The organism is Paenibacillus radicis (ex Xue et al. 2023) (assembly GCF_024722015.1).
Lineage (GTDB): Bacteria > Bacillota > Bacilli > Paenibacillales > NBRC-103111 > Paenibacillus_S.
In genome coordinates this window covers 277,017-300,845 of record NZ_JANQBD010000001.1, presented here as the reverse complement: position 1 = coordinate 300,845, position 23,829 = coordinate 277,017, and the positions used below count along the sequence as shown (strand labels likewise).

Genomic DNA, 23,829 nt, shown 5'->3' with positions numbered 1-23,829 from the left:
GCAATTCACGCCGATGCCGTTGTGGTCAAAAGGAGAATTTTTGGTGGGTATAATTATGAACCTGGCACATCGAGGAGCATCGGAATATGCTCCTGAAAATACATTAGCTGCTTTTTACAAAGGATTGGAGATGGGGGCTCATGGCTTGGAAACCGATCTGCGAATGTCCAAGGATGGGGTTATTTTTTTGCATCATGACGACCAGCTAGATCGCACGACTGACGGTACGGGCAGTCCTGTGAGGCTTACGTGGAAGGAATTGCAGGAGCTTGATGCGGGAGCATGGTTTTCACCTGCATATGTGGGGGAACGGCTCGTCAGCCTGGATACGTTCCTTCATATTTTTGGGCGTAAACCAGTCCAGCTTGTTTTGGAGCTTAAAGAGCCGGGATTGGAGAAAATGGTTATTCATTCTCTGGACGAACAAGGGCTATTAGGGAAAGTGACGATTACATCCTTTCAATATAATATTTTGCATGCGGTTCGGAAGTATAATGGAGCAGTCCGAATAGGATACTTGGTACAGCAATGGGATGAGGAGAAGCTTGAGCGCCTGAGGGAGCTGGAGGCACAGCAGCTTTGTCCCCGAGCTGAGACGGTAACAGAAGAGAATGTCCGAGCCATTAAACAGCACGGGTTTGAGGTTCGGGCCTGGAAAGTAAGCAGCGAAGCTCTTATGAAGCACTGCCTAAGTTGCGGCGTTGACGGAATGACGGTCAATTTTCCGGATAAGCTGTCCGATGCTCTGAGGGATATGGTATAATAATCGGCAAATTGCTGGTGTAACCGGAGGTTGGACAGTGACAGTGCGTATCAAATCAGACAGCAACAGCAACAGCCATCAACGGATGAAGCAGGAGAACCGGGTTCAGGTTCTGACGCTGCTGCATCAGGAGCCTCTCCTTTCAAGAGTTGAATTGGCTGAAAGGACGGGCTTAACGAAGCAAACGGTGACCAACATTATTCAGGAGCTGCTGACTCAAGATCTGGTCATGGAAGCTTCGACCCGTGAGGCCGATAGCGCCGGACGCAGGCCCATCCTGCTGCGGCTGCGGGGAGAGACGCTGCTGTCGGCAGGCATTCAAGTTACCCGCAGCCATATCCGCGGGCTGATATTAAATCATGATGCGCTTGTCCTTTACGAAGCTCAAGTGTCTTTGGATTCCTCGCTCATGGATAGGGATGATTGTGGAGCGTATGTAGTTTCCAGTATCCGAGGCATGATCCATCGATTGCTTGGGGAGCTGCCAGGAGAAGGCCACTTTCTGGGCATAGGCATCGGACTTCAGGGCATTATCGATGGGAGCGGGGGGATAGTGAAGTTTTCCCGTTATTTAAAGCTGTTCGACTATCCAATGGAAGAAATATTCCGCTCAGAATTTCCGTTTCCCATTTGTGTCGATAACCTGGTACGGGCTTTTGCCGCGGGGGAGGTATGGTTCCACAATCGGAGAGAATTGAAGCATGTGTTATGTGTCTATCTGGATCAAGCAGTGGGCGGAGCTATTCTGGTTGACGGCAAGCTGTATACCGGCAGCGACTGGCAGGCGGCCAAGTTCGGGCACACGAAGGTCGTACGAGGCGGCAAGCTGTGCCGCTGCGGCAAGAAGGGCTGCCTGGAAGCGCATATATCGATTCCGGTTATTCTGTCGCAGCTAGGACATCGATATTCAACAATGGATGAGCTGGTGCTTCATATGGAGAGTGAGGAAGTACGACAGCTGATGGATGAGTCAGGCCGCCATTTGGGCTTTGCACTTGGAAATGCTATCAATTTACTCAATCCGGAGTGTGTCATTATCGGAGGGGAACTAACGAAAGCGGGACCATGGTTCGAGCGCGCTATGCGGGAAGAAATGGTGGAAACGATCAGTATTCCGAATGATCGCACCCCGGTCTTCATAACTCATTACGATCAAAATAACGGAAGCATTGGCGCTGCGGCACTTGTCTTCAACCGCTGGATTAGGGAGCCTGCACAAATGAATGCAGCTGAAGTTAAGGCGTGGGCCAAGATGCAGCAATGAAAACGGAAGGCTTCGATTCTTTTTGCGAACAGCAGGACGTTGACAAAAAGGATGGAAGCTTGTAAGATGCTAATAAATCGTAAAATTTACTTATAATTGAGGAGGTGAATAGCATGAGAGTTATTGTTACATTGGCTTGCACAGAAACCGGAGATCGCAATTACACAACAACGAAAAATAAGAGGAATCAAACAGGACGAATGGAGCTGTACAAATATTGCCCTCGCCTGAAGCGGCATACGCTGCACCGGGAAACAAGATAATTCAAGCAGGTGTATGCCTCTCGCTGTCGGCAGCACAACCTCGGAGTGGGTTTGCTGCCGATAGCAGGAGGCCTCCCGATTGACACTGTTATAATCGTGCTGCGACTGTTTCCGTGTGAATCTGTGATCTGTGATAGGCAACAGCAAAATCCTCCTCAGCTATGAGGGGGATCTTTGCTGCATCATCATATCCAAAATATGCTTGGCGGCCACAGATAGTGGAGTACCTTTTAAAGTAACAATGCCTACTTTTCTTGGTGGAACCGGGTTTTTCAATTGAATTTCGTACAGGCTGCCTTCAGCAAGCTCATGCGAAACAAAGTCTTTGATTACACAGGCTATTCCAAATCCGCTGCGAGCAAAGTCGACCAGCAGATCAATGCTTCCGAGCTCAATTTCCGGCTTGATCGTAAGGCTCTGGGATTCGGCGAAGGTATCGATGAAGGTACGGATGCTGCTTCCTTTTTCAAGCAAAATGATTGGCTGCTGAAGTAATGCCTCTAGTGAAATCGGGGTTTCCGACAAATATTTATGCTTTACTCCGGCTACGAAGCAATCTGTAATGGGAATGCTCTCTTGAACATTGATTTTGTTATCGGGTTGAGCCAAGGGAAGATTAATGATTCCGAGATCGATTTTTCCCTCCTTTAGAAGGGTGACCGTTTCTGCCGTTGTCCGGTTCGTTACTTGAATTTTGATGCTCGGGTATGCTTCATGATAGCTTTGCAGATGCGGCAAGAGATAGTGCCTGCATAGTGTATCTCCGGCTCCGATTTTAATTTCACCATCCACAAGCTGATGCATTTCGGCAATTTTTCGTTCCCCATTACTAATGAAATGATAAGCCTGTTCAATATATTTGAACAACACCTCGCCTTCGGCGGTCAAGTTGACTCCCTTGGAAGTACGAATGAACAGCTGTCCGCCCAGCTTGCTCTCCAGCTGTTTAATGGAATGCGTTACAGCGGGCTGTGTGATGAATAGTTCCTCAGCTGCTTTGGATAAGCTGCCTGCTTTTGCAGTGAAATAAAAAACGCGGTACCACTCCATATTATGGATCATAGGCTGCCCCTTCGTGATATTAGCTGTACTTATATCTAATATAAATAATATTCATTATTTTTATATGATTAATTTTATTATACTTATCCCTGTAAGCTATTTCAAACGAAAAGAGGGATAAGATATGACAGTTACAGCCATCGTGGGGGCGAACTGGGGCGATGAAGGGAAAGGTAAAGTAACGGATGTGCTAGCGGCCAAAGCGCGGTATGTGGTCAGGTATCAAGGAGGCAGTAATGCGGGACATACGATTATAAACCAATTCGGTAAATTCGCTTTGCATTTGCTTCCATCGGGTGTTTTTTATCCGCAAACGGTTAATGTCATTGGTCCTGGTGTTGCTCTAAATATAGATAACCTGTTAGGGGAAATTGATCAACTGCTGGCAAGAGGTGTGCCTGAGCCTAAGCTTTGTGTTTCTGATCGGGCTCAGATTGTGCTTCCCTATCACATCATGTTTGACTCCCTGGAGGAGGAGCGGCTGGAGGACCGGAGGTTTGGTTCTACCAAGCAGGGGATCGCACCTTTTTATGCGGATAAATATGTGAAACGCGGCATTCAGGTGACTGATTTGTATAACGAAGAGAGACTTAGAGCCCAGATCGAGGCCTCATTGGAGTCGAAAAATGTGCTGCTGGAACATTTATATAAGAAGCCACCTATTGATGCAGAAGAGATTATCTCTGGTTTGCTGAAGCAGGCGGAGCGTTTGAAGCCGTATGTGTGTGATACAACTACCCTCTTACACAATGCATTGGAGCAAGGTGAACAAATTGTGGTTGAAGGTCAGCTAGGTGCGCTTCGGGATCCGGACCACGGCATCTATCCTTACTCCACTTCATCATCAACATTAGCCGGATTTGCAGCTGTCGGCGCAGGCGTTCCACCGCATTCGATCAAGCAGGTCGTAACGGTGGTAAAGGCCTATTCGAGCTGCGTAGGGGAAGGTCCGTTTGTAAGCGAAATTAACGGTACTCCAGCCGATGAGCTTCGTACACGTGGCGGCGATGCAGGAGAATTTGGAGCAACGACCGGCCGTCCTCGGCGGATGGGATGGTTTGATGCGGTAGCGACAGGGTACGGCTGCATGCTTCAAGGAACTACGGAGATTGCTCTGACCAATCTGGATGTACTTGGATATTTGGATGAAATCCCGGTATGTACAGCCTATCGTATTGATGGAGAGATTACGGATCGGTTCCCTGTTACATCCGAACTCTATCGATGTGAACCCGTCTTGGAATTGCTGCCTGGCTGGAAAACCGATATTTCCAACGTACGGCAATTCAGCGATTTACCTGTGAATGCACAAAACTATGTGCTGCACATTGAGAAATGGATAGGGAAGCCCGTACGTTGGGTATCGATTGGTCCGAAACGCGAGCAGATGATTGAGCGGTAAGCTCATTTTTGAAAATAGGAATAAAACCCTTTCGGCTATAAGGGGCTGTCCCCTTGGCTGCGATTTAAAGGAAATAGATGGAAATCCTCACGTTAATCCAGTCTGGATATCGTTTGAAATCAATCTAGCTGGAAAAACTACTGCTAATATATGTAAATATCGAGATATCAGCCGAAATACGTTGAATTAGCATGAGAAATTCCAGCTATAGGGTCAGGAACGCTATTTTTCGGAGTAATTAACCCGACATTTTCCTGATATTTGCCTGGGGTTCGCTAGGCTGTCCATAAAATATGCAAAAGAACCTTCAAAATCCACGGTTAAAATTGGAATTGAGGGTTCTTTTGCAACCCTATATTCAGGATAAAGTGGTGGAAGGGCTGTCCCAAAGATGTTTGGGACAGCCCTTCTGGCAGGATGGCTTTTGATTTGTTTACTCAAATTGCATAGGGCAAGTGTTTGAGGTTACACAGTCACCCAAGGGTTCATGCGGCTGCGAAGGCTTGCTACACTTATTCCGGCCTCACCTGAAGAGGCAAGCTTTGCTTCCACTGCGTTCAACCGGACCCCTTGTTTTGTTAAGGATCGCTTGGATAACCTTTTTCAGGGATTGACTGGAATGGTCATTTCAAGCTCTTTCGTGTAATCCGGCAAAGGAAGCTCTCTTGTCACTAAAGTCAGCTTTTGCTTAGGACGAAACGCTGGGAATTCTCGAACAAACGAATATTGAATAGGATCGACGACTTCGGTAGGCTTATCTAGAAGAAGATATTTTTGGCCAGCTTCATCCTCAATCCATAATTGTGTTCCTTGAAGATGAGGTTGGACGCCCACAGCTCTGTAATGAACCTTTGTTTTATCGTTTAGCAGCTCAACTCTAGTAACTAGCAAATGTCCGATATCTCCTTGGGGCAGCACTATCGGAAGCTCCGGATCAGGTGATCGGTCCAAGGGGATGCGATTTTCCTTAAGGGGAGCGGCAACCTGCTGCTCATCCACCGGGCGGACGGTAACGTATCCGGGAATTCCGGCCGCTGGACCGAATCTCTGCTTATAATCCATGACGATATATTCGCCTTCCGTATATCCTCCGCCGCTGCCGCCAAAACGTTCCAGAACGATTCCTTTATCATCGATTATGTCGTAATTAATGAATTTCTCCGATTTAACAGGCTGTTTGATCTTAACATCCAGCTCGGTAGAACTAGGTGTAAATATAATTTTTTTGACGGTCAGGGTAATATCCCCGTGCGTTTTCGTAACCATCGGCATGACTGCTTTGTTATTGCTTGCCATCTTTTTAACCGGAAATTGAAATGTCCATTTCCCTTCTATATTACCTATGGTCAGTACGGTCATGGTAAGCTCAAAATTGCCGGGAAGCTCATCCTCCGGGGATACATTAATAACTCCTGCATAGGTATGCTCATCAATACGGCTGCCAGACCCGCTGCTTGGGTAATGAACGGGCTTGCCGTTGATCTCAAATGCCACATTGTTCAGCTCCATAATTCCGTTGGGAGCTTGCTGCACATAACCGATGGTAAGTCGGGAATCGTCATACATCACTTCGGATACTTTAATTGTAATTCCTTGATCTGTAACTGCTTGGTTAACTTCTGTGACCATACCTTTTTCATCCGCGATTTTCAAGCCGAAGTCACCGGCCAGTTTGAACACCGATTCAATGCCGGGAACCTGCCTCAGGGCAGCTGCCATCTCGGGTGACAGGAAGGCAGAGCCAATGATGACCCCTATCATCACTACTGCGGCTGCGGATCCAACAGACAGTACATGCCGCAACCTTCTGCTGCGCTTATCCAGTTTATCCGGCAAAGCGGATAGCGTTGCATCAATCCGCTTGCGAACGGCATCAGGGAGCTCCGCGGGATGCTCCTCCATTACTTTTAGCAGCTCGGCGTCTAAATTAACAGGATTCATAACCAATCCTCCTTTCATCAGGTCCTTGCAAACATTCAGCCAAGATGATTCTGGCGCGGTGGAGTCTGGATTTGATCGTCCCTTCCGGCGTTTTCAGCAGCTGCGAGATTTGTTTGAGTGGGATATCCTCGAAATAATGCAGCGTGACCACCAGTTTAAGTGCTTCCTCCAACCGGTTGACCGCCTCTATCAAATCGATATTTTCATAGATATCCTGTGTAGAAGCCTCCTTCACGAAAGCCTCGGAAGAGGGGAAAAGCCGACTCTCCTTGCGTAATATTTGGTTGCATTCGTTGATGAGGATGCGAAATAGCCATGTCTTGAAAAAGGCCGGTTCACGTAAAGTGTGAATAGCGTGATAAGCCTTTAAAATCGTTTCCTGGATAGCGTCCGCACAATCCTCCTCCCGTTTTACAATGGACCGGGCGACACGGTAAAGATTCAATTCCATGGCATGGATGAGTCGACTGAATGCATCCTTGTCTCCTTTTCGTGCGAGCTTGATATCATGCTCCAATTCATTCACATCGATTAGCCCCCTGAAAGTTTTTCGTAGAAAAAGCTGGCGCTGCAAGCTGAGTTTCTGTTGAAAACTGCTTCCTAAGCAGTTGCCAGCTTTTCGTTCTATGGATTAGATGGAGAACCAGCCGATTAGGTTCATGAAGCTGCGATAAAATTTGGTACAAGCATTTTAACATGTCTTGCTGATTATAGGTCATGTGAAAATATGCTTTCACCTTATTATTTATTTGTTGTACAGTATATAAGTTAAAAGGGATTGTTTAGGTCTTGAAAAGTATTTTTAAAAATGGTGCCAGCAGCTGGCCGCTTACCGTTTTCCAGACGGGATGGAGCAAGCTAAGGGATGCCGTCGAAAAAAAGACAAAAAAAAGCATGCCGAAGTAATTTAGCATAATGCCCCCTGCTTGAAAAACGTGTAATCTATGCTTACGGGAGGCGTGCGCCTTTACTATGAAACAAGAAAAGAAATAGCAGGAGAGGGAGGTTAATCCTAGGGGGATTGCCGCCCTGTTCCTTGAATTTACATTCCTAAAAAAATCTAATGTTGGGAAAAGGATGTGTTTGTTATGATACAGGACCATATAGATTGGCCGTCATTTCTTGGAAGACATGATATGACCTGGTCGGTTAAGCCGATTTCTTGGGATGATGGTGCTTACATCGGCAATGGAACGATTGGAGCCATGATTTACAGTGAGGAGCACCGCGACAAACGGAACGTTCTGCGGTTTGTGTTGGGCCGAACGGACGTGACGGCACGCAAGTCTCAGGGGGGTTATCCTCCGCGTGTTCCTGTCGGGGAGCTTCATCTGGAATTAGCGGGATGGATTTACCAGCCGATAAGCATTCGGGTTGATTTATGGAACGCCGAGCTGCGAGCTGAAATTACTACAACCGTTGGCACGGTAAAGGTTAGAGCTTTCGTTCACAGTGTTGATATGGCGCTCGCAGTCGAACTTGAGACGAGCCCGGAAGAAGCGGATGCCAAGCTGCAATGGTATGCTTTTAGCGAGGTCGATCCCGTATTGAAAAATGCCGATGGAACTAACCTGAATCAATATATTCCTCAGGCAGAGGTGACGCGTTATTCGTTGGAGGATACGAGCTTTGGTGTTCAGCGATTTTCTCCTCAGGGGGGCTGTACAACAGCCTGGAAACAATCCTATTCAGCGGAAAACCTTAACCGGCGCTATTTGTACTTGTCGATTGCTAATGGAGCTGATGAATCGGTTCAACAACAGGTTGCATCGGTTATTCGTGAAGCCTCGGCCCAATCCTGGGAGCAATGGGTGGAATCGCATCGCAGCTGGTGGCATGATTATTATCAGCAAAGTTTCGTATCCATTCCTGACACGTTGCTCGAAGGCTTTTATTGGATTCAAATGTATAAGCTGGCTTCAGCAACACGCGCCGATGGCATGATCATAGATAATCAAGGACCTTGGCTGGCTCCGACTCCGTGGGCGGGAGTATGGTTTAACATGAACGTGCAAATGAGCTATTCACCGGTATATACTTCCAATCGGCTTCATATAGGCGAATCGCTGGTCCGTGCCTTTCGCAATAACTTTGATCATCTGGCAAACAATGTTCCTGAGCCGTACCGGGATGATTCGTCCGGACTTCCGCGAAGCTGCAGCTATGATCTGATTAACCCTGTCGGTACGGAAATCGGCAATTTAACATGGATTTGCCATAATTTATGGCGTCAATACCGATATTCCATGGATGAGAAGCTGCTTGGGGAATTAGTGTACCCGCTGCTCAAACGAAGCGTGCAATATTATTTGCATCTGCTGGAGGAGGGCAATGACGGCAAGCTTCATCTACCTCCTACTGTTTCGCCGGAGTATGGTTCTTTTCTGCAAATGACGGTGCCTGACACTCATTATGATTTAACGTTACTGCAATGGGGTTGTGAAACCTTGCTACTAAGTAGCGAGCTTCTCGGCTTGCAGGAGGAGGATGCTGCTATCCGGGGACGTTGGAGAAAAACGCTTGAACGTCTGGTGCCGCTTCCGGTTGACGAGACCGGCTTTATGATTGGCAAGGATCAGCCGTTGGAGTTTGGACACCGGCACTTCAGCCATTTGATGGCAGTATTCCCACTGCATCTCATTAGCGGTGACGATGAGAATGAACGTGAGCTGATTGTGAAAACGCTCCGCCATTGGTTTTCCATGGAAGGCGACCTGAGAGGCTTTACCTTTACAAGCGCTGCGTCCATTGCTGCGGCATTGGGCGAAGGACAGGAAGCGCTGAGCTATTTGAAATCATTTATGCACCTGATCAAGCCCAACACGATGTACAAGGAAGCTGGACCTGTGATGGAATCGCCGTTGGCTGCGGCAGAGGGAATTCATGATATGCTGCTTCAAAGCTGGGGCGATACAATCCGTGTATTCCCAGCTATTCCTTCCGAGTGGACAGAAGCGGTGTTTCATAATTTGCGGACGGAAGGCGCCTTTCTAGTAAGTGCCGTCCGGTCAGCAGGCATAACTTCATGGATACGCATCAAAAGCTTGGCCGGTCAGCCCTGCCGAATCCAAACCGGTATGACCGGTGACATCCGGATATCCGGAGTAGAATCGGCAAAGTTTCGCCAATTGGAAGATGGTGTGTATGTGTTTGATTTGAAGGAAGGGCAAGAAGTCATTTTATATGCTAAAATTGATAGCGATGCCAGTGCGCCTGGTGGAGAGCCATCAGCTGATGAAAAATTATGGAAGATTAAACCCATTGCGGCTGACAGTCGTCTGTGCGGATATTTTGGAAGCCGCAAGCCTTGGCGATTATATGGTTTGCCTATTAAATAATAATAGATTCCTAAATGAAGGGATGGATAACTATGTCTAGAAGCTTGTATGACAGATTATTGCCTGCCCCCAAAAATGGAGGCTTCCGTATGGAAGGCTACTGGGTGTGGTGCGGTTCGGTAGTTAAAGGGGAGGACGGCCAATTTCATATGTTTGCATCACGCTGGCCGAAGCATCTCCCGATGCATCCAGGTTGGCTTGTAGCATCTGAAGTGGTGAGAGCGAGCTCACCTAGTCCTGAGGGACCTTATGAATTTCAAGAGACTGTGTTCCCGGCTCGCGGAGCTGAATATTGGGATGGCAGAAGCACTCATAATCCGCATATTACGAAGCATGGCGACACTTATATCCTGTATTATATGGGCTCGACCCATCCTTTGACGGACGTGGCACCCGGGGAATCCTTCGGATTGGATGATCCGCGCTGCATTGTTGCGAGAGCCAATAAACGTATTGGTATCGCTACCTCCAAGAGCGTATTCGGTCCATGGGAGCGCAAAGAGGAGCCAGTGCTCGGCACAAGACCAGGTAAGTTTGACAGCTTCCTGACCTCCAATCCGGCACCTTGCGTGAATGAGGATGGATCGGTGCATTTAATTTACAAGGCAAGACAATATGAAGGCAACACGCATGGCAAAATGATGATTGGAGCAGCCGGGGCCGATCACTATGCAGGTCCGTACCGCGTATTGAGTGAGGATCCGGTATTTCCTCCAGAACAATTTCATTTAGAGGACCCTTTCATCTGGAAAACAGAGCAGGGCTACGAGCTGATTGCCAAAGATATGGATGGTAATATTTGCGGTGAAAAACATGCCGGAATCCATGCGTTCTCCAAGGATGGTCTGGTTTGGCAGCTTAGCAGTCTTCCCAAAGCGTATTCGAGGGAAATTGTTTGGGATGACGGCTCGACTACAAGAATGGGTAATTTCGAGAGACCTTTTCTGCTTTTCCAGGATGGGAAGCCAACCCATCTATTTGCAGCGACTGCGGATGGATCGGGCGGATTTCAGAACGCACAGAACACATGGAATATGGTCATACCTATTGCCGCGGAATAACTTTGTTTGAATGGTTTGCAGAAGCAGCATTAGCAGTTAAATAAAAAGGACAACACCTGCTAAAAGAGCGGGTATTGTCCTTTTTTATACAACTGAGAGTCCTTGCGTGGTATATCGCCAGAGCTTACTTATTGCAGGTCAATATGAAATTTGAATTCTTCGATAGGCTCTCCACGGAAGTGCAGCATCGTATCTGTACTATCTGTACTATCAACTGGAACACTATGTTCTGGTACAAACAACAGCTGCTTAGGAAGTTCTTTGAGGGTAGCAAATTGTTCGGTAAAGGTCATTGTTGTCTGGTTGCCTTTCCTTTTTTTCTCTTTATTTAGCATGACTGTCCCCATGATTTCTCCCTTTTCGTCTTCAACTTTAAGCCAGGCGATGGAAGAAGGGTTAAACATATTGCCAATTGAATTGTTTTCGGGCATGGTTACTTCAAAATCAATGAAGGTATAAAGGGGGCTAATAATTACTTTTGAAACCGTTATGTAGAAATCAGCTACCTTATATGAAGCGGCAGGTTCGTAGATTTTTGTAGCCTGATCTGAAAGTTTGCGGGATACCGGCAATTTGATTGTCCAACCTCCTTTGACGGTTCCAATAGTGTCAACTTTGACTGTAAGCTCAAATTGTTCCGGTAATTTCGGTCCCTCTGGATTATCATTAAGGTCATTGTAATAAATAATACCGCCATATCTACCATCGGGTAGTACATCAAATTGCCCTCCAGAGTGAGATCCCAGTTTATTACCATTAATAAATAGTTGAACATCTTTGGTGCTTAATAAGGGTTGATTTATCGTTTCTTTTGTAAAAGTTTGAATCATATCCAATACAATTACATTTTGATCCACATATACATTTTCTACATTTATTGTAATGCCACGATTGGAAGCTCCTTTCCCCACAGTCGTGATAAGTCCTTTCTCGGCTATTTGTTGATACAGATGATCCGACTTTAAAAGATTTACTACGTAAGCCAGGACATGAGGGGAGAATGAAAATATGACTAGAAGGATGCATGTAACCAAAGATAAGCCAAGAGCTGCGAAACGTTTGTTCATTCGCAACTGCACGATTTCTTTTTCAGGCGGCCTTATTTGCAGAACCAGTGGCTTCTGATTCACCTTGGATGCGCTATGTCTTAGTAATTCATCCATTGGGCTATTCATTAATATCATCTCCTTTAAGCATTCCTTTTAACTGCTTCTTTGCCCTTCTGAGCCGGGTCCTTGTTGCTTCAGCACCGATTTTTAGAACCGATGAGATCTCTTGCAGGGACATATCCTGATAATAGTGAAGAATAATCACTTCACGGTATTTAATTGAAAGCTTCATAACTTCTTCCAATACACCTGTTTCATCCAAGCTTGAATAGTTGTCCCTTCTCGCTGGGGACACTGCATTAAGTAAATCCTGCTCCAAAAATACTAATCTTCGCCAAAAGGTTGAGCGCAGCATACTTTTACATCGGTTTATTGTACATACCTTTAACCATTTGCGGACGGAGGCTCTTTCCTTATTCGCATCAACCTTATGATAAGCGGTTATAAAAACTTCTTGTATACAATCCTGTGCCAGTTGGTAATCGTTTAAATACGACATGGCCAGATGAAGCAGTTCACTTTGATAATCCGTGATTAATCCTTCTATATAGCTTGATGCTGCAGCCTCTTGCAGTGAAGAAGCTATAGCAGTTCCTTTGCTGCTGCCAATCCATTTGTAATTGAACATGATACGGTCTCTCACCTCTTTATCTATACGCTTAAAAGGTAACAAACAGGGTCATTTGTGTATCAACTATTTCATAATAAAAACCCAGTTTGCCTATGCAGCAGACTGGGTTTTCCATAATTATGTTGTGATACTAGAGCGGCAACCTACTTCTTCTTGGCTTCTTCTACAAAAACGTCACTCGAATCATGAGTGGTTCCCGGAATGATTTCAATGATTGAATATTTTTTATCTCCAATCATAATTACATCCTCGATTAGTGGAAGCGGTTCCCCTAAGTAGACGGTTCCTAAATACGAATTGCTTTTTTTGAGCTTTAAATTCCATCTTTGCTGCTGTTTAGACATTTTATTACCCTCCAGTGTTTGTATTAAACCAAGTTACCACAGATCATTAAATTTTAAAAGCTGCTGAGCGCTAAGATAAGTCAAGATGCACTTAAGGTTTAAGTGAGGCATAAAGGATATTGGTGGATTTTTCTCGAATTTATAAGACAAGAATGTCTACCATTTTACTGCAAACGAAGGAGTGAGGTTAGGGCAATGGATCCTCGCATGCAGGAGTTAATTACTCTCAAAACAATCGCCGAGACATTGAATCAATCGAACGACCTTACGCTTATGCTCGATACGGTTCTCGACAAATTGCTGAAGCTGACCGGGCTTACATCGGGTTGGATATTTCTTGTCGACGGCTCTCGGGAATATGAATGTGTGGCAGATCGGCATCTTCCTCCAGCTTTAATGCATAATGAAAAGCAGCCGATGCAATGTGGTTCATGCTGGTGTCTGGATCGCTATAGGCATGGACGGCTGAATAATGCCGTGAATATTTTGAATTGTAAAAGGCTTGAGAACGCAGTGGAGTACCGGTGGGGGGACACGCTGGGTATTACCCACCATGCTACTGTGCCGCTATTTTCAGGGGACCGTCGGTTTGGTGTGCTTAATGTAGCAGCGCCAGGGAAAACTCGCTTCATGGATGAGGAGCTGGCTTTGCTGCAAGCAGTAGCCTTCCAGATAGGCAGTGCGATTGAACGTATGCATTTATATGCAGCTGAGCAGCATCGGGCTGATTTATTCGCAAGGCTTGGCGAATTCAGCAGTGCGCTCGCCGCGGTCAAGAGTGCAGGCAAGTCCCCCAAGCAGATAATGGAGCATGCGATGGCTCTGATCGATGTACATTTCGATTGGCCGGTTACCGCATGGATCGAGCTGGATGGGAGCAGCTTTGTATGGCGCAGCGTGTCAATACGAGGCGGCATCATAAGCCCTAATACCCGCGTTCCTCTGGCTGCTGCAAGCTGGCTCAAAAATGTTGCCCGCGAGCACAGCTTTACAGCTGTTGGGAGTGCTGAGATTGCCATGCTGACAGGCTGTGATGAGCTGGATGAGGCGCTTCAATCTTTTTCCGATGCATTGGCCGCTCCATTATTGTTCAATGATACAGCAATGGCCAGCATCCTCCTTATCGGCTGCAAGAAACAAAGAGTGCAATCGCATCATGTTGATGGAAAAGTGCTTGAAGCCGTGCTGGAACATATTTCCTTAGCAATGGAAGGCGCCTATCTACAGGAAAAGCAGCGGGAGCTAACCCGCTTGGAGGAGAGGAATCGTCTGGCACGCGATTTGCACGACTCTGTCTGTCAAATCCTGTTCTCGCTCTCCATGACAGCCAAAGGGGTGGAAAGCTTGCTTAGCGATGACCCAGAGAAGGTTTTATCTTCTGTAAGGGACATGCAGTCACTATCGCAACATGCGCTTAAGGAAATGCGCGGTCTTGTCATGCAGCTTCGGCCTGCCGGACTTGAGACAGGGCTCGTAACCTCATTGAAAGCTTACGGGGAAAAGCTTAATCTGCACATAACCACGCAGCTGCTTGGAGTTGTGGATTTACCTCGTCCTGTTGAAGAGACACTTTGGCGAATCGGTCAGGAAGCACTCAATAATGTGTCCAAGCATGCCGGCATATCTCAGGCGGAAATTGCTTTGCAGCTAACCGCAGGAGAAGCTGTGCTGCGTATATCTGACAACGGACGCGGAATATCGAAGAATCGGCTCAATCAGCCAAAGCCTGCATCGCTAGGGCTTTCGACCATGAAAGAACGCGCGGAAGCGCTCGGCGGCCAATTAACAATTACGAGCGTTTATCGTAAAGGAACGACTATCCATGCGGCCATTCCATTACGCTAGCTGTAATCTTAAAAGAGGTGAGAATTCGAATGACAATCAAATTACTGCTAGCTGACGATCACGCGATTGTACGTAAGGGACTGCAGGTGTTCCTTGGAACGCTGCCGGATTTAGAGCTGGTCGGTGAGGCGGTTAATGGTCAGGATACGCTTGACAAAGTTGGCGATTTGGCTCCGGATATTGTATTGATAGATTTGAATATGCCCGTATTGAATGGTATAGAAGCAACGAAGCGGCTCAAGATAACTCATCCGAATGTAAAAGTAATCGTTCTGACCTCATTCTCCGACCAGGATCATGTACTCCCAGCCATTCGTGCAGGTGCCAAGGGTTATCTGTTGAAGGATATCGAGCCTGAAGAGCTTGTTCGTGCTATTCGACGCGTTTACGAAGGACATGTCGAGCTGCATTCTGAGGCTGCGGGACAGCTGATGAACCACGTAGCTGCACCTGAGCTGTTGGATGCTTCCAGCCGGGATGGTCTTTCATCCCAGGGCCGTTCCCCTTTCATGCTGACCCCTAGAGAGCAGGAGGTGCTGCGGCATATCGCAAGCGGCATGAGCAATAAGGAGATTAGTGAAGCTCTGCACATAACGGAGAAGACGGTCAAAACCCACGTCAGCCATGTGCTCGACAAGCTTGGTATGACGGACCGTACACAAGCCGCGATTTTTGCGGTCAAAAGAGGTTTGGATAAATAACATACAGGCTAAGACTAAAGTCGTAGAAGCGTTCAGCCCGAAGGTTGAGCGTTTTTGTGCTTTAAAATCAGTCTTTCTACTGACGTATGTGTCTTTTAGGTAAGTTAAGATAGGTTTATCTAAAACGACTTACTGAAAGGGTTGGTAAATATGAATATTGTAATCATAGCAGGGGGCAACCGCAAAACATCCACCAGTACTCGATTAGCCGAGTATATAGAGCGTCTGATGCTGCAAAAAGGCCATAAGGTTAGCATGTTCGATCTATATCAGTCGCCATTGCCTTTCTATTCACCTGATGAATCATTCCAGGAACATGCAGATTTACTTAAACTTAAACGTTGGCTGTTTGAGGCCGATGGGGTTGTTTTAGCAACACCTGAATATCATGGCGGGATGAGCGGAGTGTTGAAAAACGCATTGGACCACCTCGGCCAAGTTCATTTTAGCGGAAAACCTGTGCTTTCCGTCAGCTCCGCAGGAGGTGCGGTCGGTGTCAGCTCGTTGCAGCAGCTGCAGTCTATCATGAGAAATCTCCATGGCATCAATGCTCCAGAATGGATTTCGATCGGGGGCATGCAGCGCAAATGGTTTGAAACGGGGCAAGACAGCGGATATGAAGGCGGACAGGAAGTGGATGACCGTATACACCGTGTGCTTGGCTCATTCCTTGATCTGACTCAGCTTGTTCGCGGACGTTTCGATTCAGCAGGCGCAGGGAGCTCCATTTAAAAAGACAATGCACACGGAGGAGTGATTTTGAATGATTAGAGGCATTTATGAAACTCATTTGCAGGTAAGTAATTTAGAGCGTTCCATAGAGTTTTACGAAAGTCTGGGATTAGTAATTGATTCAAGAAGTATTAGAAGAAAAATTGCTTTTATAGTATTTAATAAATACTCCGAATACGAAACTATGCTGGGATTATGGCAAGTTAATGAGGGTGGAGTTGTGAATAAACGGCATATCGCTTTTAATGTAACCTTAGAAAATTTATTGAAGGCAAAGGAATGGCTTGCCGACAGAGGAATTGCATCCAAGCCTGTTTTTGGCAGAGGGGGCGCTGAGCCCATTGTTCATGCTAGTGACCCGGCGGCAGCCATTTACTTTGACGATCCGGACGGAAACGAATTGGAATTTTATTCGAGAATACCTGGCGAACCCAGAGCCGTTGGATCCGTACCTTATTTAGGCGAATGGAATTAAGTAGAGTACGGTAGGTGCAGGCCGTGTCGGTGGAGGAGTCCTTGTCATAATTTGATGAAAGGATTTTAAATAACTCATTCCGAAAGGTTGTGAATGATAATCATGCAAGCAGACGAAAGAGCACTTAAGGAGAGCTTGCTACTGGATATCGGCAATTCCTTGCTGCTTAATAGACTTGCAAAACTATACTATTCCCTTGGCCGATTAACGGAAGCTAAATTTATTAATTCCAAAGCAATTGAAGTGTGTGCCGATCCGTACCTTAGTGAAATCATAAAATTGGAATTATACATGACGGAGCGATCCATACAGTATGAATCAGAGAATGCAAATGTGGCTAATTTTGATTTCTTGGATGTGCTTATAAAGGAACTGCTTGAAAACCTCGGAAATGATTACCGTTATAATATTGATTTCGAAATGTTCGAATTAATGCGCAGAGCTATTTCGGATACACTTGTAGTAAATCCAAGGGATGAAAGAGCCCAGATCGTAAAGCATTTGCAAGGAATAGCTAACCTTTATTATAGTCTCGCCGATCAGTCTTCCCGTGATTTATTAATTAAATTGCTTACCTTCCGGATGCTGGGTAATAAGAAAGTGATGCTTCCTTTAAATGTACCTGAATATTGGTCTCGCCGGCAATTTGTAAGGCAGCTGAAAAGCTCGGAGGAAGCAATCAAGACCCGGTTTCATCAATGGAATTTGCATCTTTTTGATTTACGTCCTCTTGGCTATGCTATTAATTTTTACTGTTTTCCTATTGGGTTGAGTGCTACGTTTGTTGAAAAGCAGTATGAGTATGGCAAGGTGACTCCTTCAATTAAAGCAGAGCCCGGGGATATTGTTATTGATGCAGGAGGGTGCTTTGGAGATACCGCTCTTTATTTTGCCCATGAGGTTGGAGAAGCGGGGCATGTGTATACATTCGAATTCATTCCGAGCAATTTGGAAATTATGAAAAGAAATTTGCAGCTCAATTCATCGCTTCAAGAACGCATCTCGATCGTGGAGCATCCAGTATGGAATGATTCTGACCAGTTGCTATACTATATTGATAAAGGACCTGCAAGCTTTGTTGCATTTTCCAAAATAGACGGGGATTGCGGTACAACACTGACGTTATCCATCGACGGTTTGGTTAAGCAAAAGAATCTGGATCGGATTGATTTTATTAAAATGGATATTGAAGGAGCTGAATGGAGCGCATTAAAAGGGGCCAAGGAGACGCTGGAAGCCTTCAGGCCCAAGCTTGCAATTACAATCTACCATCAAGTAAGCGATTTTGAGGATATAGCGGGATACATCAATGAATTAAATTTAGGTTATCGTTTCTATTTGGGGCATTTCACCATCTATGCGGAAGAAACGGTTCTGTTTGCCATATGTGATTAAAATGAGCGCCTCACGCCACAAAAATCAGTGGAAGGAGGGCGCTCATTCACTTTCTATTATAGTAGCTCTGATAAGTCCCCGATAATTAGCGTTACACTCCAATCAGGAGCAATTACTTGTACACGGACCTTCACAGGAGATGCAGGAAGGAATGCGGCTCCACGAATAACTATTTGCGGTTCCAAGTCCAGCTCCACATTCTGATTGGATAAATTGACTAAGTATATACCGTTATGCAAGTTTAGAAACTCTCCTATACAAGCCTCCATCATATCTCCCGGTTCATCTACCGTTTCTTGAGCATATTTGGAAGCGAACAGCAGGATTGAAGACTCCGAGCCGCCAATAGCCGTAAATCGGGATATATCGCGGTTGGGGGTGAGAATATGCTGCTCCGTTACCCAATCCAAAGCCATACTATCACCAGGTTCACTTAGCTCCAAACGAATGTCGCTATCAATAAAACGAATGAGGTTTTTGGCAAACAAGCCAATGTAATCGGAGATTGCCGGATCTTTGTATAATCCGCCTTTCAACAGCACCGTTTCCAATAATGTCTCCATACTGCCTTTGATGATCGAGTCAAACTGATCATCAGTGAGACTGTATGCCTTCTTGTATTGCTCCAGGGCGTCGGCGAATCCTTCGTAAGTCATGATTCCTTGATCTATCAGTACTTGACCGAGTGCAAGATGAGCGTTTTGCTGGGAGTCTAGCAGGCTGCTCACGATCTCCTCGCTAAGAAAGCTGAGCTCAGTGGCAATTTCCCCGAATTTTTTATCCAGCTTCATCTGAATTTGATGAACGGTTTCCACCTGTGCGGCCGACATGTAACCATAATTAATGGCCAGAACTCCAAGCTTCACCCGTGTCAGCTTTTGTATGGAAATGGCTTGTTTCAATTCAGAAGCTGATAAGAGACCTTGATTTAGTAAATATTGACCGAAGTATTGGGCGAACATTATCGCTCACCTCGTTCGTCAACAATTTTTTGGATGATGTCTATGATGGCTTGGGTGGTAACAGGCTTTTGCAGGAAGTTATTTGCTCCGAGCTTAATTGCTTTTATAAGGTTGCTCTGAGTCCCTACCGAAGATGCGATAACAACATGGATAGAGGGATTGATTTGTTTGATTTCCTGAAGAGCTTCGATTCCGTCTTTTTTTGGCATTACGATATCCAGCAAGACCAAATCGGGTGTATCTGTTTGACAGAATGCTACGGCTTCCTCTCCATCTGCAGCCTCGAATAGCTGAGTGAAACCTTGTTCAGCTAGAGCACCCCTCAGTTTTTTTCGCACCAATAAGGAATCATCGCACAAAAGAATCTTCAAACCATACATAATAATACCACCCCTTGTTATATATAATCCGCGATCAAATAATAAATATTTAATATATGTAAGATAATATAACACATAGATAATTAACACAAGATGAAATTATGCAAATTTTGTCATAACATAAAGGGGAATCATAGTTGTACTTGGAGAAGAAGTGAATAATTAGGAAACATTGGTATGGAAATATGCCAAAAGTACTAACTGTATTTTGTTGTAAAAAAAGGTTTTTTGAAAAAAATATCGAAATATTAAGATTTAGATAGTCAGCTTGACTATTTCGGAAGCATTGAATATTTAAGAGTATAGTTTGGACGGTCCGGGGGAGGATTGTGAATGAGCAACAGTTTGTTGGAATTGCAGCATATGTTAAGAAATTATGGCTTACTGATCAGTTTTTCAGGGAAATTCTCGCAGGAAATTATTGAGGAGTTAGGCGAGGCGGTCAAAAAGTATTTGGAAACGGAAGACCGTCCAAAAAATGATATTTACAATATTTTTTCCATTTTTATTGAACAAACGCAAAATATTAAAAATTATTGCAAGAGCAAAGAGGGCACAGAGGCCTACGCCCAAATTTCCAGCTCATGTATTGTGACAATCGGACGGACGGATTCTGGAAATTACGTAAGCTCAGGCAATTTAATTGAGAATGAGAACGTCAGTAATCTTACAGAAATTTTGGATGAATTGAACGGACTTGAGAAGACAGATTTGAAGAAGCTTTACAAGGAAAAGCTCAAACAGGATTTACCCCCTGATTCGTTGGGAGCAGGAATCGGGTTGTTGGACATAGCTAGAAAGGCTGCTCAGCCGTTGGAGTACACGATAACACCGGTTGATAAGCAATTCTCATTTTTTACATTAAGAGCTGTCGTTTAGGCGGCTGGGAGAGATTATGATGGATATACTACAAATTCAAGGTACAAAAAGTACACCGGAAGTGAATTTCGATGGGATCCGCCATATCCTTTCGGTTAAAGGCCAGTCATACCCTGAAAATTCATTTAAATTTTATGAACCTATTTTTCTTTGGATAGATGAATATTTACAGAAGCTGACGATGGAAAAAGTTCAGGTTCATTTTACATTGCCTTACATTAATACAAGCAGCTCCAAATGCATTATGATGCTGCTGGAGAAATTGGATCAGGCTCATCTCGATGGAAAGTCACTGAATCTAAGTTGGTATTACAGCGAGGACAATGAAAGCGAATTGGAATGTGCTGAAGAATTTAAAGAGGATATGAGCTTGCCGTTTCATATTTTGCCTTTGGAAAAGGAATAGAATGAGCTTATGGATAGTAATGAAAAATCCAACATTTTTCATAATGAACTCAAATATTTGGAATCCGCTCGTGGGCTCCTTGCTAATAAAGAAAAATATAGAGAGAATGAGCTGCTGCCGCATTTTGAGCAGCTTATTCAAGAATACGAAAGCCTGATCAAGCTGACGACCAAAATATTCAGAATCAGCGATATTCAAGGTGAGAATGTGAAACGCCAAGAATCAGAGATTCGCCAATACAATGAGCATTTGAAGCAGATGGAAGAATCGAGAATGCAGCTTCTTACGGATATTTCACATGAGCTCGGAACGCCGATGACATCTATCCAAGGCTATTTAAGAGCTATGCTCGATAGCATTATTGAGCCGAACGCGAACTATTTACAGATGATCTATAACAAAACGGTTCTTATTAATCAATTGGTTGAGGATCTTTTTGAAATATCCAAGCTGGAAGCGAATCAGACGAAGATGGAATTCGAGGATATTCTGGTTGAGAGCTTGTACGCGATGTTTAAAAATAAGTTTGAATTGGAAATTAATGATCGCGGGTATTTGTTTGCTATGGACCCCCTTCAAGGTGTGCCGGAGTCAAAACTTGCCGTTGTTTCTGTAGATTCAGTCCGTATTGAACAAGTAATGAATAATTTGATCTCCAATGCATTTAAGTATACCCCCAAGGGAGGGTCCATTCATTTTCAATGTGAGGTGGATGCAGAGCTGTCTATCTGTACACTAAAGGTAAGTGATTCCGGTCCGGGTATTGAGGAATCTTCTATCCCTAATGTGTTCAACCGCTTTTATCGGGGGGAGAAAACGAAGCATAAGCAAGCTCCTGGAGGAACAGGCTTAGGACTAGCCATCGCTCATGAAATCATTAAAAAGCATCATGGGCAAATGGGGGTTAACAGTAAGCCAGGTGAAGGCGCAAGTTTTTATTTTTCACTGCCAATCAGACTATTAAATATGAGGTAGCCCATGGAAATTAAGCTAAAATCCATTCGACAAGATCAAGGGGTATTCAAAGTCGTTATTTTCGCTAGCCTGGTTATTATTATTTCTATCCTGCTGGTGGGATCCATAGTTTATTTTATTACTGCAAAGGAAGCCGTTAAGAAGCTTAAGGAGAAGGATCTTGCCTTCATGGTTCGGTCTATTGCTTCCAATGTGGATGGCCGAATTGAAAGAGCTAAGGAAACCTCAAGCCTGCTCGCGCAGGATCCCGGAATTAATCGATGGGTGCGAAGTGAAGAAAAGGATGAGCAGGCCGGTAAGGATGCTGTAGAGAGAATTCAGAAGCTGGCAAAAGAGTTCGATTACAACAATACTTTTATTGTAAGCGCAATTACAAAGCATTATTGGGGCGAGAACGGAAGCATTATAGGGACGCTCCAAGAATCCAATCCGGACGATCAATGGTTTTTTAAAACGCTGGCGGCCAAGCAGCAGGTTAACGTCCAATTGGATTTTAACGCGCAGCGGCAGGATACGTTTGTCTTTGTTAATGTTCTGATGGGTGATGTTAATAATCCTATTGCTGTAGCAGGCGTGGGCATGAGCTTGAAAAGTATGTCAGAGGAATTTACTAACTATAAGTATGGGAAAAATAGTAATTTGTGGATGGTTGACGGGACGGGAAAAATCCATTTGTCGGATAAATTGGAGCATGACGGTCAAATGCTCGATGCATTTCTGCCCAGTACGGTAAAAACTATCGTAATGACAGCAGGTCAAAAGGAAAGCAAGTCTGACTTTCAACCGCAAATATTGGAATACACGAATGACAAGGGAGAGCTCATTGATCTGATTAGCTACCCGCTAGAATCTTCTGCCAATTGGAGAATTGTGTATCAAATTCCACGCAGCGAAACAGTGGGCTTTTTAAGCACAATTAAAGTGAATACAGCGGCAGCCGCATTGATGAGCATTATTGCAATCATCTTTATTTTCTATTATGTATCCACTCGGCTTGCCAATCCTTTTAAAAGAGCGCTGCAGCTAAACGAGGAGCTCGAAAGCAAAGTAACGGAGCGAACCCGGGAGCTGTGGGAGCAAAAAGAAAAGCTCGTTGACAGCATTGATTATGCCAAACGGATTCAGGAGGCCATCTTGCCGCCTAAGGAAAGACTAAACAAATTATGGAATGAACATTTCTTGATTTGGAATCCGCGGGATACCGTAGGGGGCGACTTCTACTGGGTCAAGTCATTTGATAGCGGCTATCTGGTTGCTGTAGGCGACTGTACCGGACATGGAGTGCCGGGAGCATTCATGACGATGGTATCAGTGTCGATTCTGAACCAAATTACGAATGAGAGCAATAAAGAAAATCCGGCGCAGATTCTTCAACGCTTAAACCAGCTGATCAAACAAACGCTTCAGCAGGAGCAGGGGCGTTCGAGAACCGATGATGGCTTGGACCTTGGCCTATGCTATGTGAGCAATGAAGGTAACCTTATATTTGCCGGAGCGAAAAGTACGCTTTATGTATCCGATGGGCAAGAGCTGAAAATATTCAAAGGTGACCGGAAAAGTATCGGGTATAATAAAACGGATAACAGCTACTTGTTTACGAACATAGTAGTTGAGGCGAATAAGTCAGCTTCGGTTTACATGATCTCAGACGGCTTCATCGATCAGAATGGCGGACCCCAGAATTATTCCTTCGGGCGCCAACGTTTTGTGCAGATGCTGCAGGAGGGGATGAACATGCCTTTATCCGAACAGGAGCCTTACTTCCGGGGGATGCTTGAGGCCTATCGTAACGGGGAACCGCAGAGGGATGATATTACGCTGCTGGCATTTAAGGTTGGATAAGAAAAGCTTCTGATCGAAGCCCTTTCGAGGAAGATACATTCGTGTCTTAGCGGTGGCTT

General features: G+C 45.2%; 23 protein-coding genes. 15 read left to right on the top strand and 8 right to left on the bottom strand.

Going from position 1 to position 23,829, the window contains the following annotated elements; genetic code table 11:
• Positions 1 to 43 precede the first annotated feature (43 nt).
• The 3 genes from NV381_RS01275 (at position 44) to rpmG (ending at position 2,290) form a co-directional block, all read left to right on the top strand.
• Positions 44 to 763 (top strand): glycerophosphodiester phosphodiesterase, encoded by a 720-nt coding sequence (locus tag NV381_RS01275; protein WP_258211437.1) that lies wholly within the window; start codon positions 44 to 46, stop codon positions 761 to 763.
• Positions 764 to 800: 37 nt separating this feature from the next.
• Positions 801 to 2,027, top strand: coding sequence for an ROK family transcriptional regulator (locus tag NV381_RS01270; protein ID WP_258211436.1), 1,227 nt, complete (start codon positions 801 to 803; stop codon positions 2,025 to 2,027).
• Between the two features lie 113 nt (positions 2,028 to 2,140).
• Positions 2,141 to 2,290: a 50S ribosomal protein L33 gene (gene rpmG, locus NV381_RS01265; protein ID WP_171650943.1), complete on the top strand. Its 150-nt coding sequence runs from the start codon at positions 2,141 to 2,143 to the stop codon at positions 2,288 to 2,290.
• A gap of 159 nt (positions 2,291 to 2,449) precedes the next feature.
• Here rpmG and NV381_RS01260 read toward each other — a convergent pair whose 3' ends face one another.
• Entirely contained in the window at positions 2,450 to 3,352 is a 903-nt protein-coding gene (locus NV381_RS01260; RefSeq protein WP_258211435.1) for a LysR family transcriptional regulator, read from the bottom strand.
• Positions 3,353 to 3,476: 124 nt separating this feature from the next.
• On the opposite strand from NV381_RS01260, the gene NV381_RS01255 reads away from it, so the two are divergent.
• Complete coding sequence (locus tag NV381_RS01255) at positions 3,477 to 4,754, top strand: adenylosuccinate synthase (RefSeq protein WP_258211434.1); 1,278 nt, start codon at positions 3,477 to 3,479, stop codon at positions 4,752 to 4,754.
• Positions 4,755 to 5,357: 603 nt separating this feature from the next.
• Here the strand turns inward: NV381_RS01255 and NV381_RS01250 are convergent.
• Positions 5,358 to 6,695, bottom strand: coding sequence for a DUF4179 domain-containing protein (locus tag NV381_RS01250; RefSeq protein WP_258211433.1), 1,338 nt, complete (start codon positions 6,693 to 6,695; stop codon positions 5,358 to 5,360).
• On the bottom strand, positions 6,682 to 7,221 hold the full coding sequence (locus tag NV381_RS01245; protein ID WP_258211432.1) for a sigma-70 family RNA polymerase sigma factor: 540 nt from the start codon (positions 7,219 to 7,221) through the stop codon (positions 6,682 to 6,684). The genes NV381_RS01250 and NV381_RS01245 overlap by 14 nt, the downstream gene beginning before the upstream one ends.
• Positions 7,222 to 7,783: 562 nt before the next feature.
• On the opposite strand from NV381_RS01245, the gene NV381_RS01240 reads away from it, so the two are divergent.
• Both NV381_RS01240 and NV381_RS01235 read left to right on the top strand, forming a co-directional pair.
• Positions 7,784 to 10,033: a glycosyl hydrolase family 95 catalytic domain-containing protein gene (locus NV381_RS01240; RefSeq protein WP_258211431.1), complete on the top strand. Its 2,250-nt coding sequence runs from the start codon at positions 7,784 to 7,786 to the stop codon at positions 10,031 to 10,033.
• A 32-nt stretch (positions 10,034 to 10,065) separates the two neighbouring features.
• Positions 10,066 to 11,094, top strand: coding sequence for a glycoside hydrolase family protein (locus NV381_RS01235; RefSeq protein ID WP_258211430.1), 1,029 nt, complete (start codon positions 10,066 to 10,068; stop codon positions 11,092 to 11,094).
• Between the two features lie 128 nt (positions 11,095 to 11,222).
• Here the strand turns inward: NV381_RS01235 and NV381_RS01230 are convergent, their stop codons facing one another.
• From NV381_RS01230 to NV381_RS01220, 3 genes are all read right to left on the bottom strand, one after another.
• Positions 11,223 to 12,269, bottom strand: coding sequence for a DUF4179 domain-containing protein (locus NV381_RS01230; protein ID WP_258211429.1), 1,047 nt, complete (start codon positions 12,267 to 12,269; stop codon positions 11,223 to 11,225).
• Positions 12,262 to 12,831: a sigma-70 family RNA polymerase sigma factor gene (locus tag NV381_RS01225; RefSeq protein ID WP_258211428.1), complete on the bottom strand. Its 570-nt coding sequence runs from the start codon at positions 12,829 to 12,831 to the stop codon at positions 12,262 to 12,264. The genes NV381_RS01230 and NV381_RS01225 overlap by 8 nt, the downstream gene beginning before the upstream one ends.
• Before the next feature lie 146 nt (positions 12,832 to 12,977).
• A complete protein-coding gene (locus NV381_RS01220) occupies positions 12,978 to 13,178 on the bottom strand; it encodes a hypothetical protein (protein WP_258211427.1) in 201 nt (66 codons plus the stop codon).
• Between the two features lie 195 nt (positions 13,179 to 13,373).
• Here NV381_RS01220 and NV381_RS01215 point away from each other — a divergent pair, with 195 nt between their 5' ends.
• The 5 genes from NV381_RS01215 to NV381_RS01195 all read left to right on the top strand — a co-directional run bounded on the left by NV381_RS01215 (position 13,374) and on the right by NV381_RS01195 (position 18,326).
• Entirely contained in the window at positions 13,374 to 15,023 is a 1,650-nt protein-coding gene (locus tag NV381_RS01215; protein WP_258211426.1) for a GAF domain-containing sensor histidine kinase, read from the top strand.
• A gap of 29 nt (positions 15,024 to 15,052) precedes the next feature.
• A complete protein-coding gene (locus NV381_RS01210; protein WP_258211425.1) occupies positions 15,053 to 15,724 on the top strand; it encodes a response regulator in 672 nt (223 codons plus the stop codon).
• Positions 15,725 to 15,874: 150 nt separating this feature from the next.
• On the top strand, positions 15,875 to 16,456 hold the full coding sequence (locus NV381_RS01205; RefSeq protein ID WP_258211424.1) for an NADPH-dependent FMN reductase: 582 nt from the start codon (positions 15,875 to 15,877) through the stop codon (positions 16,454 to 16,456).
• Between the two features lie 31 nt (positions 16,457 to 16,487).
• On the top strand, positions 16,488 to 16,931 hold the full coding sequence (locus tag NV381_RS01200) for a VOC family protein (RefSeq protein ID WP_258211423.1): 444 nt from the start codon (positions 16,488 to 16,490) through the stop codon (positions 16,929 to 16,931).
• A 93-nt stretch (positions 16,932 to 17,024) separates the two neighbouring features.
• A complete protein-coding gene (locus NV381_RS01195) occupies positions 17,025 to 18,326 on the top strand; it encodes an FkbM family methyltransferase (RefSeq protein ID WP_258211422.1) in 1,302 nt (433 codons plus the stop codon).
• A 56-nt stretch (positions 18,327 to 18,382) separates the two neighbouring features.
• Here NV381_RS01195 and NV381_RS01190 read toward each other — a convergent pair whose 3' ends face one another.
• Positions 18,383 to 19,288, bottom strand: a complete 906-nt coding sequence (locus NV381_RS01190; protein WP_258211421.1) for a hypothetical protein — start codon at positions 19,286 to 19,288, stop codon at positions 18,383 to 18,385.
• Positions 19,288 to 19,668 (bottom strand): response regulator, encoded by a 381-nt coding sequence (locus NV381_RS01185; protein WP_258211420.1) that lies wholly within the window; start codon positions 19,666 to 19,668, stop codon positions 19,288 to 19,290. The genes NV381_RS01190 and NV381_RS01185 overlap by 1 nt, the downstream gene beginning before the upstream one ends.
• A 333-nt stretch (positions 19,669 to 20,001) precedes the next feature.
• Between NV381_RS01185 and NV381_RS01180 the strand changes: the two genes are divergently transcribed.
• Genes NV381_RS01180 through NV381_RS01165 form a run of 4 tightly spaced genes read left to right on the top strand, consistent with a single transcriptional unit; the run spans position 20,002 to position 23,770 of the window.
• Positions 20,002 to 20,547, top strand: coding sequence for a SiaB family protein kinase (locus NV381_RS01180; protein WP_258211419.1), 546 nt, complete (start codon positions 20,002 to 20,004; stop codon positions 20,545 to 20,547).
• Positions 20,548 to 20,563: 16 nt separating this feature from the next.
• Positions 20,564 to 20,953, top strand: a complete 390-nt coding sequence (locus tag NV381_RS01175; protein ID WP_258211418.1) for a DUF1987 domain-containing protein — start codon at positions 20,564 to 20,566, stop codon at positions 20,951 to 20,953.
• 9 nt (positions 20,954 to 20,962) lie between these two features.
• The gene (locus NV381_RS01170) at positions 20,963 to 21,928 is read left to right on the top strand and encodes a sensor histidine kinase (protein WP_258211417.1); all 966 of its coding nucleotides are present in this window, start codon (positions 20,963 to 20,965) and stop codon (positions 21,926 to 21,928) included.
• Positions 21,929 to 21,931: 3 nt separating this feature from the next.
• Positions 21,932 to 23,770, top strand: coding sequence for a SpoIIE family protein phosphatase (locus NV381_RS01165; protein ID WP_258211416.1), 1,839 nt, complete (start codon positions 21,932 to 21,934; stop codon positions 23,768 to 23,770).
• The last annotated feature ends 59 nt before the right edge of the window (positions 23,771 to 23,829 follow it).

Coding starts and splice junctions, on each gene's coding strand:
- rpmG (WP_171650943.1), top strand. CDS start 2,141: ATGAGAGTTATTGTTACATTGGCTTGCACAGAAACCGGAGATCGCAAT.
- NV381_RS01260 (WP_258211435.1), bottom strand. CDS start 3,352: ATGATCCATAATATGGAGTGGTACCGCGTTTTTTATTTCACTGCAAAA.
- NV381_RS01255 (WP_258211434.1), top strand. CDS start 3,477: ATGACAGTTACAGCCATCGTGGGGGCGAACTGGGGCGATGAAGGGAAA.
- NV381_RS01250 (WP_258211433.1), bottom strand. CDS start 6,695: ATGAATCCTGTTAATTTAGACGCCGAGCTGCTAAAAGTAATGGAGGAG.
- NV381_RS01240 (WP_258211431.1), top strand. CDS start 7,784: ATGATACAGGACCATATAGATTGGCCGTCATTTCTTGGAAGACATGAT.
- NV381_RS01235 (WP_258211430.1), top strand. CDS start 10,066: ATGTCTAGAAGCTTGTATGACAGATTATTGCCTGCCCCCAAAAATGGA.
- NV381_RS01230 (WP_258211429.1), bottom strand. CDS start 12,269: ATGAATAGCCCAATGGATGAATTACTAAGACATAGCGCATCCAAGGTG.
- NV381_RS01225 (WP_258211428.1), bottom strand. CDS start 12,831: ATGTTCAATTACAAATGGATTGGCAGCAGCAAAGGAACTGCTATAGCT.
- NV381_RS01220 (WP_258211427.1), bottom strand. CDS start 13,178: ATGTCTAAACAGCAGCAAAGATGGAATTTAAAGCTCAAAAAAAGCAAT.
- NV381_RS01215 (WP_258211426.1), top strand. CDS start 13,374: ATGGATCCTCGCATGCAGGAGTTAATTACTCTCAAAACAATCGCCGAG.
- NV381_RS01210 (WP_258211425.1), top strand. CDS start 15,053: ATGACAATCAAATTACTGCTAGCTGACGATCACGCGATTGTACGTAAG.
- NV381_RS01205 (WP_258211424.1), top strand. CDS start 15,875: ATGAATATTGTAATCATAGCAGGGGGCAACCGCAAAACATCCACCAGT.
- NV381_RS01200 (WP_258211423.1), top strand. CDS start 16,488: ATGATTAGAGGCATTTATGAAACTCATTTGCAGGTAAGTAATTTAGAG.
- NV381_RS01195 (WP_258211422.1), top strand. CDS start 17,025: ATGATAATCATGCAAGCAGACGAAAGAGCACTTAAGGAGAGCTTGCTA.
- NV381_RS01190 (WP_258211421.1), bottom strand. CDS start 19,288: ATGTTCGCCCAATACTTCGGTCAATATTTACTAAATCAAGGTCTCTTA.
- NV381_RS01185 (WP_258211420.1), bottom strand. CDS start 19,668: ATGTATGGTTTGAAGATTCTTTTGTGCGATGATTCCTTATTGGTGCGA.
- NV381_RS01180 (WP_258211419.1), top strand. CDS start 20,002: ATGAGCAACAGTTTGTTGGAATTGCAGCATATGTTAAGAAATTATGGC.
- NV381_RS01175 (WP_258211418.1), top strand. CDS start 20,564: ATGATGGATATACTACAAATTCAAGGTACAAAAAGTACACCGGAAGTG.
- NV381_RS01170 (WP_258211417.1), top strand. CDS start 20,963: ATGGATAGTAATGAAAAATCCAACATTTTTCATAATGAACTCAAATAT.
- NV381_RS01165 (WP_258211416.1), top strand. CDS start 21,932: ATGGAAATTAAGCTAAAATCCATTCGACAAGATCAAGGGGTATTCAAA.